This is a genomic window from Pseudomonas sp. S1_G07, from assembly GCF_054668565.1.
The window spans coordinates 4,072,620-4,086,563 of the sequence record NZ_CP162778.1 but is presented as its reverse complement, the minus strand read 5'-3'; the positions used below and the strand labels follow the sequence as shown (position 1 = coordinate 4,086,563).

The window sequence follows — 13,944 nt, the reverse complement described above, 5'->3', positions numbered from 1 at the left end:
CACTTCCAAACCACTGCAAACTTGGTACTGGCTCACTTGGAATGACATACAAGCCTAACGTTGCCGCGCGGTTCAATCGTCGGGCCAAGGCAGCTTGCCTTTCTGGCAATATTACCTAGCTTTCATAGCGTTTGAAAAAACTGAAAATCTGTACAGGGAAGTGTAATCCTGGCTGCCAGGGTAATTTAAATACCGAGATGCAGTGCAAATATCTAGGTCAGATTTCGAGTCGGCAATTTTAGTACAGCAGGAGGTCGACAATATAAAACCATCCAGCACATTGCTTTCACGAATTTTATCATGCAGTTCATGGCGATAATCAGCTAGAAAGTTTTCAATAAGTAGTTGAGCATAGGCCTCTCCCTCTTGAAAGCTGGTGAATTCTAGCGGTTCGGCGTTTTTGGCAAGCAAATCCAGATTCAATCCTATGATTCCGACTCCATGCTGCTTGAGTTGCCCGCAACCATCGGATATTAAATTCAGCAAACCATTTCGGACATGAAGTTTTTTGCACGCTATGGAGTACTCGCCAAATTCTAAAGTCATTTTGATATCTGGCTCTGCTATCCAAGCCGGAATCCTGCGCAGCCTCAGATGAGTTAGCATATCCAACTCCCAGGCAGCATCTATTCCTATTGAGGTTTTCGACCCTCCAGCCTCAAGAGAATTCTTTGCTATTCTCCACAGGAGCATCACGTCTTCTGGCTGTTCAGGGTTGGCCTCTAAAATTAAATTAATCATCCGCATTGCCTTTGAGATCGGAACTCTCAAGTCACTAGATATCTGAATATTATTTGAGACCAGTTCGGCCGCTGTTTCCGCCGCCTTCAAATAGCGACCCAGATCACTCGACGCATTAATGGTGAATTTAAGATTTTTATAGAGGGTTCGTACTAGTGCTGATTTTTCACCAAGCGTATCGTAACTTAGAAAAACTTCCGACTGCATAATTCCCCCTCTGACTTGTCATTTATTTGCGATCTTGACGAAATCAACATGCGCTTCATTTATTCTGATCTGATGGCATTATTGCATAGATTTAATTTGGCTCATAACAAAAGCATCAACCTTTAGGCATGGCGCCACTTTTTCCGATAGATTATCGGTTTATTCAATTTGCTTTTGGACTATGGCTTCGCTTGGCAGCTTATCAATGATTTTACCTAATACTTTCAGAGAGTCTCGAAAATCAACTCCGCGGGTAACATTTTCTCATTGGTTAGTTACTCAAATTAAACAAGTACCGCTGCTCGCATCCACACCCATGTGGATGCCTCTGCATTTTTACAAGCCGTCTTGCACTAACGCCTATTCTGGTGATTTGCTTCTCGGCCAAAATTTCGAGAGTTCCCCTTTTTACTTTCGGAAAAGCACCTATGACCTGCAATCAAAACAACTCTACGGCCCTGTCTACTCTCTCACTTCGCGCTACCCCGTTCAAGCAACAAGTGTTGGCGGCTGTTTATCGATGTGGGGTTTAAGTAATGTGAAGCTGCGCAGCTATGTGATACTCCTTGCGCTTGTCCCTACCCTCATCCTCGCAGTGGCGTTGAGCGCCGTCTCCATCGCCGTGTTGTATCGGCTAACCCCCCGAATTTTTCCTTGACCTGACGCACCTGAATCGACGGCAGCTCAGGGTGAGCATCCATGTAAGTTTTCAGCGTGCGACAAAGCTCATCGATTAAATCCAGCCAACCTGGCAGGCATCCGATTTCGCGAAGAGGCGCGCTGCAGAAAAACGTTGGGTAACGATCACGCAGGACAGGCAGCAGATCTTCAATCATTGGATTTTGTGCTCGCTTAACCGAAGCCGTTCAACATCAGGCGTGCGGCGCCTAGACGAGGCGCGATTTCGTCTCACTGCCTGTCGTTTAAAAGAAGTGTAACGCTGAATTTACAAGTTGTGCGCAATCTCGAAAAAAGCTGTTCTAACCCTATAAGTTCTTTCTCAAGCTTCATATTGACATCATGCATTTGTTGATCTACACCTCACGAACCGCCTAGCACATCAAGGAGCGTGTCATGAGAAAAAGCCCTTCGCTATTTCTCGCTGTAGTGTTGATGGCCTCCTTCGCTCACGCGGAGAGTTTTCCTATTGATGCTAAAGACTCGACCAGTCACGCGTGGCCAAACTACAATTTTACGGACAAACTTGACAAAAACCTCATTGATAACTACTCCAATACCTTACAAGGAAAGTCCCTGGAGCAACTAAGGGAACAAACACCAATAGTAGATGACATTCGTCTTCAACAAAATAAAGATGAAGTTGTGCGAGTTTGGAAAAACACAATAAATACGCCTTATGATCCCGGCCCTCAAGTCATTATGGAGTACCTGACACGAACCAATCTTGGATTACCACCCAGTCAGGGCATCGTGACATCCCCTGCAACTACAAAATTAATAAAACAATCCGACCCAAGAATTACCACTTACTCAAACGGTTTCATCAACGATTTAAATACGTCTAAAGCCTACTCCATTAAAACTGATCCCAGCGCGACCCAACAAACCATAAGCGGCAATAATATTGGTAGCAAATACCAAAAGGTCGATCCCTTCCGCAATGAACTCTCTGGTCTTTCACGGGCCATTCCAGAACAAGATCTCTTGAAGTTTCGTGTAGATAGCAAGGACTGTATTGGCCTCATTGTCTCGTCAACAGGAAGCAAAAGATTAACGAGAGAGAGAATATACCAATGCTTTGTTACGTTGAGCAGTCCTTTTATTAAGGTTGTGCCGGAAGGCGGCTATCTTGACGCCTTGAATCTTCAGACTTCAATAACTATAAGCCGGGACGGTACACACTCATGTATAGCTTCGTTTTATAACAAAAACACATGGGTTACTGCTGCGCACTGTGTATCTGAAGCAAATATTATAGATGGCCGCTCAATATTGAGTGGTGGCAAACCAATCCCCATAACTGAAAGCATGATTAAAATCTGCAAAAAGCCTGGATGCGACGTCGCATTCGTCACTGCTTCAACAAACATCGTCGATATATCGCGATATGAACTATATAACCCCAATTTATTATTACTTACGGAGCAATCTCAAATTTTGATACCGGGTATTGAAGAAGGAATTCCTATTATCTTATCCGATAAGACCCCGTATAAACTTAATCTAATGTGGTCAGATGTTGGCAAAGGTTTTTGCAAAATATACCGAGTTCAAAATGGTTGTTTTAGTCACACTTGCAGCACGTTATCCGGCTTTTCTGGCGCGCCCGTGTACTGGGTCAACGCACCTAGCGGAAAAATCGAGTTAATAGGCATTCATTCTGGAGAAAGCATTGACGGCATTAAATGCAAAAAAACTGATAGTAATTATGCGGTGACTGCCGACTTATACAATGGAGCAATAAAATGAAAAAAATGATTGTTCTGGCATCACTCACGCTTTCTGCGTGCAGTCACTTTGACTCGACTTCATTTGAGTCTAAGAAATACGAATATAATGATTTGACCACAAACCCTCCTATTAAGGAAGTTCGCGTCTTCTCCATCGTCGACCAAACGGGTAAATGCCCTTTACAAAGCACGAAAGAAACACCTCAGGCTCTGGTAATTTCCGCCATTGGTTGGTTGGCCAAAGAGGCAATAGCTTATGGTAAAAGCGAACTTGAGGCGCGAGCCCAATATCTCGAAAGTGATATCAAACTTAACGGCCGAGCCCTTCTGCTCTCAGACTGGCCCGTAATGCCTGCGCAGAAGGAAGGCCTGTGTCTGCTTCTCGTCGCTGGCGAATTCGCAGCTACGCCAGATACCCCGGCATTGGATGCCTTCCGGGCGCACGTGCAGCCAAATACTGTACTCGATGGCGAAGGGAGTTTCCGTGAAACGATGTCGGACTATAAGCTACAAATTCCTGGCGCCGAGCCCATCGCTAACCCATTCACAGGGTTAATAGGCAACCCGGATTTTCTAATGGAGGTGAGGGTCACGCCAAAAACCGTTGGTGGCGCCTTGAACTACGTCGTATCACCCACCTACCTGCTCTACCCGCATCCGTTGCACAAAATGACTTTCAATGGCCCTAAGCGAAAGCTGACAGTGGATCTTGGTCTGGGGGACTCCAAGGCTGCGCTGGCATTGGATGATTTCCAGAGCGGTCACGAGTACACGGCGAACAGCCTGAAAACTCGGTACGCGTTGGCTGCAAGCGCTTCGGGCAAACCCTTCGGCGCATTGTCCTTTGTGGTTACCGAAGGCCCTGACGCGGTACCAACCGCCAAGGCGTTGCGAGCGCTCGCAGAGAAAACTGATGACTTAAACAAAATCGTCGATGAAAAGGTACAGGCGGCATTAGCCAAGGAAGCAGCCAAAAAACCTGCCAAGCCCTAACCAACGGGCCATTTGATTGTAGGTAATCAATTCGCTTTGCTGCTGTTGAAGTTTATGTAGGCAGGGAGTTACGACCCTGCCTCAACCTGTTGTCTGTGAATCCGAAATTTATACGTCGCTTGGCTGGGTTCAGGTTCTAAACCTAGACCAGTGAGCCGCTACCTCGGCGTTAATACCATAGGCTACTAGGGTGGCACCGCTGCTCTACTACCATTTCGACTTCTATTTCTAAGAGAACGGGCAAAACCTCGGCCTTCCCAACATGCTGGCTACTGATCCACTAGCCCACTACGCATCGAAACCCTCACTGTTCATTTTGCGGGTCACCTTTTTCGCGTTTGATGCGATTCGCCCAATACGCTTCAGTGACCCCGAACAATCATCCGAAGCAACCATCTGGTTCAGGCGCTCATCCTGCTTGAGCATCAACGTCTGCTGAAGCTGGCGCAGCTCTGAATCGCCTCGGATTCTGTAGACGCCACGCAAGCGCAACCCGTGCCACCATCGAACATACCTCCAGCAACACTGGAAGGACGAATAAAGCTCGGGTTGACGAGGCTAATGACGGGGAAAGCTAGGTCTATGAACATCAATCGGTGAACAGTTGCGTTCATTTCAAGGGTATTGAGCTAGTATTCTTGGGCTGTTGACCTGCTTATGAACATCTGACATCGCCCACTTTTAAATCACGTGTTATGTTCTAAGCCGCTCTGCCGCTCTCCTAGCCGCCTCCATCGCGCTCAAAAAACGGCCTGTGTTTCAGCCGTTTTTTTATTTCAACGGGTTCAGAACGTTGCGTTCTGCAGCCCGTCGAGGTAACGCTCGGCATCCAGTGCCGCCATGCAACCGGCACCGGCCGAGGTGATGGCCTGGCGGTACACGTGGTCGGCCACGTCACCGGCGGCGAAGATGCCTTCGATGTTGGTCGCAGTGGCGTTGCCTTCACGGCCGCCCTGCACCACCAGGTAACCATCCTTGGCTTCCAGCACGCCTTTGAACAGCGAAGTGTTCGGGGTGTGACCGATGGCGATGAACACGCCGTCGACTTTCAGTTCATCGAAGCTGCCGTCATTGTTCTTCAGACGGGCACCGGTCACGCCCATGTTGTCGCCCAGCACTTCGTCCAGGGTGGCGTTGAGCTTGAGGATGATCTTGCCTTCAGCAACACGGGCGTGCAGCTTGTCGATCAGGATCTTCTCGGCGCGAAACGTCTCGCGGCGGTGAACCAGGGTCACGGTGCTGGCGATGTTGGCCAGGTACAACGCCTCTTCCACGGCAGTGTTGCCGCCACCGACGACGGCGACCGGCTTGTTGCGGTAGAAGAACCCGTCGCAGGTGGCGCAGGCCGAAACGCCCTTGCCCATGAACGCTTCTTCCGACGGCAGGCCCAGGTAGCGGGCGCTGGCGCCGGTGGCGATGATCAGCGCGTCACAGGTGTACACGCCGCTGTCGCCGGTCAGGCTGTAAGGCTTCTTGGAGAAGTCGACCTTGTTGATGTGATCAAACACGATCTCGGTTTCGAAGCGCTCGGCGTGTTCTTTCATGCGCTCCATCAGCACCGGGCCGGTCAGCCCGTGGACGTCGCCCGGCCAGTTGTCGACTTCTGTGGTGGTGGTCAACTGACCGCCCGCCTGCATGCCGGTGATCAGCAGCGGCTTGAGGTTGGCTCGGGCAGCGTAGACCGCAGCGCTGTAACCGGCGGGGCCGGAACCGAGAATAATCACTCGCGAATGACGGGTATCAGACATGACTCACTCCTATCGACCGCCCGGACTACGAGACGGCTTGAATAAAAAGGACCTGAAAATAATGGGCGAAACGCATCGAGGGAGGCGAGATTCGGGAAAACCGGAGTAACAACCCAGCTCATAGATCGTCTCTACGCAATCCAAACCGTTAATCGGCGACCTCACTACCCGCGCGAGCGTTTCAGAAATCACAAAATAGAACAAAACATACTCACTTCATAGAATTATTAGATTCATATCCTATTAAATATATTTTCAGCGAAAAAAAAAGCAAAAAACACCCTCGCCAGCGTCTGTATTATCTATTGACACCCCAAACCAAGACGCCACTACCATGCATGACGCCACCACTCGATACATTCACGCCGGCCGGAATCCTGACGCGTATTGCGGCTTGGTGAATACACCGATCTTTCGAGGTTCAACCGTACTCGCAAAAAGCTTTGAAGCTTGGGAAGCGAGCAAAAAGGACGGCAACCCTTACGCCAATTACGGGCGCTTCGGCACACCGACCACGCGCGCCTTCGAAGAGGCTGTTGCAGAACTGGAAGGTGGCCATGCCAGCCTGGTCTTTCCCTCCGGTCTAGCGGCCTGCGTTCATGCGCTGCTCGCCTTTGTAAAAGCGGGTGACCATGTTCTGATGACGGATAACATCTATGGGCCGACGCGGGCGTTCGTGAGCAACGTCCTGACGCGCTTTGGTGTCGAGGTGGAGTATTTCGTCCCAACTATTGGCGCAGCGATTACCCAACAACTGCGCCCGAATACGCGCGTAGTGTTTACTGAATCGCCCGGTTCACTGACCTTTGAAGTCTGCGACCTTCCGGCTATCAGTGAAGCCGCCCATGCCGTCGGCGCCTTCGTAATAATCGACAATACCTGGGCCTCGCCTTTGTATTTCAAGCCCTTTGATCATGGCGCAGACGTATCCATTCAGGCGGCGACCAAATACATTATCGGTCATTCCGATGCGTTACTTGGAACCGCCACGGCCAACGAGCGCGCATGGCCGTTGCTCAAGGCCGGAGCCCATGACTTCGGCCAGACAGCCAGCCCGGATGATCTGTTCCTCGCTCTACGGGGACTGCGCACGATGCCCATACGCCTTCAGCGGCATTGGTCCACGGGTGTCGCATTGGCGCAAAGCCTGGAGACACATCCCGCCATCGCTCGCGTACTGCACCCTGCCCTGCCGAATGATCCTGGGCACGAACTGTGGAAACGTGATTTTCTCGGCGCCAGCGGGCTGTTTGGTATCGAGGTCAAGACAAAGGACCCAGCGGTACTGGCCCGGCTGTTCGACAACCTGACGTTGTTCGGCATCGGTCTTTCCTGGGGGGCTTCGAAAGCCTCGTGGTCCCCGTAGGGCAGCCATTGCGCAGCGTCCCCACAGACAGTCAGGGTTATCTCATCCGCGTGCATGCTGGCCTGGAACACGTCACCGATTTGCTTGAAGACTTCCATCGTGCCTTGGACATCGCTTTCCCGAGTCCTCGCGTCGCAGTTGCGTAAAACTCTTTTTGCCTGAAGACATCACCCATGGTGTCGCGGGATTTACTCTGAGGCCTCCAATGAAATTCACCTTACTTGAACACTTCGACAGCAACTACCTGCGCGACGCAAAGATGGATTGCATCGTTGTCGGCGTCCATATCCGCAAACTCAACGACGCAGCCTCCCGCTTGGACTCTCTGTGTCACGGCCGTTTACATGAGGCTCTGCACCTCAACGAACTGTCGGAGCCCCTTGGCAGCACTTTGTTGCTGCACGGTACAGATGCGCTGACGGCAAGGCGGATCTTGCTGGTACAACTTGGCGACAAGGAAATACCCGACGCGCAACACGTCAAAAAGGTCGTAGACTCTGCCGCCAAAGCGTTAAAGGCTGCGCACTGCCGCAAGGTCTTGTGGTGCCTGGCCGAACAAATTGGCACCCTCGATGGGCTGAGCCAATCAGTGCTCTCCCTTTACGAGTCCGAATACCGTTTCCACTGCCTCAAGAGTCAACCAGAATCTCAACCTGCAAAACTGGAGGAAGTCGCGCTGCTGATAGCCCCCACACAGCAGGAACTGGCCAGGCAAACCCTGGCGCAGGCTACCGCAATTGGCCACGGCATAACCTTGTGCCGTGACCTTGGCAACCTGCCGCCGAACATTTGTACGCCGGAATATCTGGCGCAAACAGCGCGCACTCTCTCCACGTCGGCCAACGTCCATGTTGACGTGCTGGAACAGGAGCAAATTCAAGCCCTGGGCATGAATGCGTTTCTCTCCGTTGCGCGAGGGTCAACGCAGGCGCCCAAGCTGATTGTCGTCAAGTACAACGCCGGCCAAGCCGAACAGGCTCCCATCGTACTGGTAGGCAAAGGCATCACTTTCGACTCTGGTGGTATCTCGATCAAACCAGGCGAGGCGATGGACGAAATGAAGTACGACATGTGCGGTGCTGCCTCAGTGCTCGGCACACTGAAAGCCATCATCGAAATGGAAGTGCCGTTGACCGTCTATGGTGTGATTCCGACGTGCGAAAACATGCCCGCTGGGGACGCACTCAAACCGGGTGACATCATTACCAGCATGCTCGGCAAGACCATCGAAGTGCTCAACACCGATGCGGAGGGCCGCCTGATTCTCTGCGATGCGCTCACCTACGTCGAACAATTCAAGCCAGCTGCAGTTATCGATATCGCTACCCTGACCGGTGCCTGCGTGGTCGCCCTGGGCCACGTGCACAGCGGGCTCTTTGCCCGTGAAAACGACTTGGCCGAGCAACTGCTGGCTGCCGCCAGCACCTCCTGCGACACGGTCTGGCGTATGCCTCTTGATACTGACTACCACGAGTCACTGAAATCCAACTTCGCCGACCTGCCGAATATCGGTGGGCGCGCAGGCGGCTGCATTACGGCCGCCTGCTTTCTCGAGAACTTCACCCGCAGCTATTCCTGGGCACATCTGGACATTGCGGGCACGGCGTGGAAGAGCGGGTCCGATAAAGGAGCCACAGGCCGCCCGGTCAGGCTATTGACTCAGTACCTGATTGATCGTTGCAACCTAAACGCCTGACACAACAGCGGCCGGCCTGGATTGCCTCCAGGCCGGTGTAGACGTTAAACCTGGGCCCGATCCAGCCCGCTCAACGCCAGCAGCGCGCCAATTCTTGGTTCGCGTCCACGGAAGCGCTTGAACAGATCCATTGCAGGCTCTGCGCCACCCTGGGCGAGTACCGTCTCGCGGAACGCCTTACCCACTGCCGGATTAAACAATCCTTCTTCCACAAAGCGCGAAAATGCATCGGCGGCTAACACTTCAGCCCATTTGTAGCTGTAATAACCCGCCGCGTAACCGCCCGCAAAAATATGCGAGAACGTATTCGCAAACCGGATATAAGCGGGTGGTGACAACACAGACACCTCCTGACTAACCGCTGCCATAAATACCGTCGGGTCAAGCACCTCCGAGCGGGCATGCAGTTCAAAATCGAAGAGTGCCAATTCAACCTGACGACACATCGCCAAGCCGGCCTGGAAACCGCGCGACTCAACCAACCGGTTCAATAGCTCGTCCGGCAGCGGCTGGCCATTATCCACATGACAACTTAAGCCACGCACCACTTCCGGTTGCCAACACCAATTCTCCATAAACTGGCTAGGCAATTCGACTGCATCCCATGCCACGCCGTTGACACCTGCAACACCCGATTGCTCGACCCGGGTTAACAAATGGTGAAGACCATGCCCGAACTCATGAAACAGGGTCACCACTTCGTTATGGGTCAACAAGGCAGGTTCACCCTGCATGGCTGGAGCGAAATTGCAGACCAGATAGGCCATCGGCGCATGCAACACACCTTGCTTGTCTCGCCGACGACTGCGACATCCATCCATCCATGCCCCTGCACGCTTGTTCGGTCGCGCATAAAGGTCCAGGAAGAAACGTCCCACCACCACATCCTTTTCAACAACTTCAAAAAAGCACACATCGGGGTGCCATGTATCGAAATCCGTCAGTTCGTTGATCTGAATGCCGTAGAGACGCTCGACAAGTTCAAACATGCCCTTGAGTACGTGTTCGACCGGAAAGTAACGTCGCAATGCCTCTTGGGACAGAGCGTAATATTGCTGCTGGTAGAGTTCGGAAAAATATCGGATGTCCCACATTTGCAAATTCTCGACACCCCGTTCAACCGCGAAGGCAGTGAGCTGTTGCAACTCTTGCATCGCACCTGCACGACTGTGTTCAGCCAGGTCGCGCAAGAAATCCAGAACCTGGGGCACAAAGTCGGCCATCTTGCTCACCAGGCTGAGCTGCGCATAGTTCTCGTAGCCCAGCAGTTGAGCCAGCTCGGCACGGCCCTCAAGGATCTGCTGCATGATCGGGCCATTATCGAATTCACCGGCATTGGGCCCAACTTCCGAGGCTCGAGTGACATTGTTGAAATACACTTCTTCTCGCAACGCTCGATCATCGGCATACGTGAGGATTGCCTGCACACAAGGCACCTCCAGCGTCAGCAGCCAGCCTTGCAAACCCCGCTCTTTCGCGCAGTTGGCCATAAAGGACTTGGCCGCCGCGGGTACGCCGGTCAGCGCTTGTTCATCTGTCAGCAAACGGCTCCAGGCTTGGGTTGCATCCATGACATTATTGCCAAACAGGCTGCCCAGTTCACTCAGGTTGAGGTTGAGCTCGAGAAAACGTTGTTGACTGGCCGGTGGCAAATGAACGCCTGATAGTTTGAAATCCCTCAGGGCGTGATCGATCACCGAGCGTTGCGCCACATCGAAATCAACATAATTGCGGCTATTCAACAAGGACTGAAAGCCCTTGTACAACGTCATGTTTTGTCCCAGTTCGGTGCCGTACGCGGAAAGTTTTGCGAGCGCTGCCTCATAGGCTTCACGCAGTTCGGGTGTGTTGCATACGAAATTCAGATGACTGACCGGACTCCAGACTTCGTTCAGGGCGGCGTGGAGCTCATCGAGCGCGAGTACGAAACCCTCCCAACTGAGGTCTTTGTTGTTGTCTGCGGTCAACCGTGCAAGTAACTGGCGATTATCGGCCAGCACCTGGTCAATTGCCGGACCGACGTGCTCGGCTTTTATCAGTGAATAAGCCGGCAGGTCACCGGTAGATAGCAGCGGATTGGCAGTGTGCATCCAGAGTTCCTCGTGGGGTAGAGATCAGGCATCAAGCGCCAAAAACAGGAAGGTGGCGAGCCAGTGCTCGCCCATGTAGTGGTCATGCAACTGGCCGCTGCTGGCGTGCAGATGCTGCGCTGCCGACGCGGTCAGTCGGCAACGCTCATTGTCGAACCGGAGATTGTTCATTAACAATGACGGCTTCGTCTTCAGGGGAATCGCAACGCCAGGAAGGCCGCAATTTCTTGCGGCGGTTGCGTCGCAGTCAGAAGTTGTAAACGAAGGTCAGACGAGCATTGCGCTCTTCTCGAAGCGGGATAAAAGTCGATGTGCCAGATCCATAATAAAGCGTGCGGTCGAATATGTTTTTGACACCCAACGTCAGCGAGTATTCTTTCGCATGGTAGAAGACTGAAAGATCGGTGGTGGCACCTCCTGGCAGTTCGTAGGAGTCCGATCCAGCCCCTCCTATAGCACTGCTGAAAGCAGCCATACCGAGCCCTGCACCGAAGCCCTTGTAGCGCCCTTCTTGCAGTTCATAGGATGTCCATAGGGTGGCCGTGTCGCCGGGTTGGGAAGAAAACTCCGACGTATCCCCCTTGGCCAACTTCGGCACGGAGTAGTCCACGTGGGTATAACCCGCTGCGATGTTCCAACCTGGCACCAATTCACCGGTCAGGGTGAAGTCATACCCTTTGCTCTCCTGTGACTGAGTGCCAATATTTCTCCTGGTGATGGGATCAGTGAGCGGGACATTATCCTGCTGCAATTCAAAGTAAGCGGTGGTCAGCGTCAATGCATCGTCCAGGAAACTGAACTTCGCCCCCACTTCCTTCGATTCGCTGGTCAGCGGCGGCAGGAGTTGGAAGGTAGTACTGTTATAACCACTTGATCCGTTAAATCCGTGAATCACGTTCGCATAGACCGTCATCTGCGGGGAAACATCGAAACTGATGCCAACATTGGGCACCCATTTTTCCGCTACGTCGGGAGCGCTCGGGAAAACACCACCGGCGCTCGAATAAGTAGTCGTTTGACTAATCCATCTGGCCCTCTTGGCTGCCAGCAGAACATGGGTACGATCCCCAATGTCCATCTGATCCTGCAGGATCAGCCCACGTTGCTGAGTGCGGCTGTCGCTGGAACGATAGTTGGCCCCCCCTATCTTCGGAAGAAGATTCAGGGAATCCGGATCATATATATTCACTTGCGGGTAAGGCCCGTCCAATCCAGCAACGTCAGTATTGAGATCGTTCTGAACGGTTGAAATGTGCTGATAGTCGATGCCGACCAATACTTTGTGGGTGATAAAGCCCGTCTTGAACTTGCCTCGGATATCGTTCTGCAGGCTCCAGGATTTTGAATTTCTGACCGCGGAAAAAGGCGACGCAAAGGCCACGGAACCGTCCCGGTTATAGGCAAAGAGCTGCCATAACCGTAAGGTGTCGGTTGTATCAACATACGTGGCCTTACTGTTGAACGACCAGTCATCCATCAAATCCTGGGAAAACTCGTAATAGCCGGTCTTGTTTTCGCTGCGAGAACCATCGTCTTTACGAAACAGCCGGTAAGTGGGTAATTTTTGAATCTTACCGTCAAGCGCCATCGTAGAATACGGTGCCGCTTGTCTTTGATTACCGTACTCAGCACCGAACGTCAGACGCGTGTGCTCACCCTCCCAAGTCAAGGCAGGGGCAACGAAGACATCCCGCTTACCGTCAAAATCAGGAGAAGCATTGTCTGATTTCATATTCGACAGGTTCAAGCGGTAACTCAGCGAGCGATCCTCATTCAGTGCGCCCCCCAGATCAAGCCCCTGCTTGAGCTCACCATAATCCGCCACTTCCAGGCTCAGCGTTCGCACATCATACTTAACAGGTGCTTTGCGTATGATGTTAATGGTTCCGCCCGGTGTGGAACTGCCAGACATGATTGAATCCGGCCCCTTGATGACTTCTACACGTTCAATACCTTGAATCGAAGTGCCATTTACGCCGGCATTGGGCATGCCATTGGTGGAGGTCTTCTCGACGGCAAATCCACGAATCTTGTACTGAGCACCGCCTCGGTTGCTTACAGTTTGCTGAACACCGGGTGAGCTTTTGAGCGCATCGGACAGATTGGTTGCCTGGCGATCCTGGAGTAATTTTGCGCTCAGCACGTCAACCGACTGTGCGGTCTGTTTCAAAGGTGTATCAGTCCTCGAGACGCTGCTTGAGTTGGAGGGGTTGTAATAGAGTTGATCATCACTCAGCGCCGAGCCATTCACCGCGATTGAAGGCAACTGGGCATCAGTGGCGGTAATATTCGTGGGGGCAACATTCAACACCTGAGGCGCGCTCGTCACCGTCAGCGTACCATTTGGCGTCACGTCCAGAACCAGCTCTGTGCCTTGCAAACAGGCCGCGATGGCTTGCTCCACCGTCATGTTGCCGTGCACTGCGCGCCCTTGGTAGGGAGCAACGAGAGTGGGCTCGAATGAAATCACGCGACCACTTTGCCGTGCAATATTCAACAGCATTGTATTGAGTGGTGCTGCCGGTATCTCATAATGCTCGCGCGCCACGGTTGCTGCTGGATTTTCTTGCGCCAGCACCAAGGGGGGGATAGCACCTAAGGCGATTACCATGGCTATGCGTAAAGGCGTCAACGCGTAGCGACTATTGGATTTTTTCATCAGCTTCCTCGACGGCAGAGCAGGTTTATGAGT

General features: G+C 52.3%; 10 protein-coding genes. 4 read left to right on the top strand and 6 right to left on the bottom strand.

The window, feature by feature from the left end; genetic code table 11:
• Nucleotides 1–111 precede the first annotated feature (111 nt).
• Both AB4O05_RS18660 and AB4O05_RS18655 read right to left on the bottom strand, forming a co-directional pair.
• Nucleotides 112–948, bottom strand: coding sequence for a hypothetical protein (locus tag AB4O05_RS18660; protein WP_460136069.1), 837 nt, complete (start codon nt 946–948; stop codon nt 112–114).
• A 584-nt stretch (nt 949–1,532) separates the two neighbouring features.
• Nucleotides 1,533–1,784: a hypothetical protein gene (locus tag AB4O05_RS18655; protein WP_460136070.1), complete on the bottom strand. Its 252-nt coding sequence runs from the start codon at nt 1,782–1,784 to the stop codon at nt 1,533–1,535.
• Nucleotides 1,785–2,022: 238 nt separating this feature from the next.
• Here AB4O05_RS18655 and AB4O05_RS18650 point away from each other — a divergent pair, with 238 nt between their 5' ends.
• Together AB4O05_RS18650 and AB4O05_RS18645 are read left to right on the top strand one after the other, a co-directional pair.
• Nucleotides 2,023–3,378, top strand: a complete 1,356-nt coding sequence (locus AB4O05_RS18650; RefSeq protein WP_460136071.1) for a trypsin-like serine peptidase — start codon at nt 2,023–2,025, stop codon at nt 3,376–3,378.
• Nucleotides 3,375–4,352 (top strand): hypothetical protein, encoded by a 978-nt coding sequence (locus AB4O05_RS18645; protein WP_079303365.1) that lies wholly within the window; start codon nt 3,375–3,377, stop codon nt 4,350–4,352. The genes AB4O05_RS18650 and AB4O05_RS18645 overlap by 4 nt, the downstream gene beginning before the upstream one ends.
• Before the next feature lie 785 nt (nt 4,353–5,137).
• On the opposite strand, the gene trxB is transcribed toward AB4O05_RS18645, so the two are convergent.
• Nucleotides 5,138–6,100: a thioredoxin-disulfide reductase gene (gene trxB / locus AB4O05_RS18640; RefSeq protein WP_460136072.1), complete on the bottom strand. Its 963-nt coding sequence runs from the start codon at nt 6,098–6,100 to the stop codon at nt 5,138–5,140.
• A gap of 334 nt (nt 6,101–6,434) precedes the next feature.
• On the opposite strand from trxB, the gene metC reads away from it, so the two are divergent.
• Entirely contained in the window at nt 6,435–7,466 is a 1,032-nt protein-coding gene (metC, locus tag AB4O05_RS18635; protein ID WP_460136073.1) for a cystathionine beta-lyase, read from the top strand.
• A gap of 205 nt (nt 7,467–7,671) precedes the next feature.
• Entirely contained in the window at nt 7,672–9,162 is a 1,491-nt protein-coding gene (locus AB4O05_RS18630) for a leucyl aminopeptidase (RefSeq protein ID WP_460136074.1), read from the top strand.
• Nucleotides 9,163–9,206: 44 nt separating this feature from the next.
• On the opposite strand, the gene AB4O05_RS18625 is transcribed toward AB4O05_RS18630, so the two are convergent.
• From AB4O05_RS18625 to AB4O05_RS18615, 3 genes are all read right to left on the bottom strand, one after another.
• Nucleotides 9,207–11,252, bottom strand: a complete 2,046-nt coding sequence (locus AB4O05_RS18625) for a M3 family metallopeptidase (protein ID WP_460136076.1) — start codon at nt 11,250–11,252, stop codon at nt 9,207–9,209.
• Nucleotides 11,253–11,276: 24 nt separating this feature from the next.
• The gene (locus tag AB4O05_RS18620; protein WP_460136078.1) at nt 11,277–11,423 is read right to left on the bottom strand and encodes a DUF2891 family protein; all 147 of its coding nucleotides are present in this window, start codon (nt 11,421–11,423) and stop codon (nt 11,277–11,279) included.
• A gap of 76 nt (nt 11,424–11,499) precedes the next feature.
• A complete protein-coding gene (locus AB4O05_RS18615) occupies nt 11,500–13,911 on the bottom strand; it encodes a TonB-dependent siderophore receptor (protein WP_460136079.1) in 2,412 nt (803 codons plus the stop codon).
• Nucleotides 13,912–13,944 lie beyond the last annotated feature (33 nt).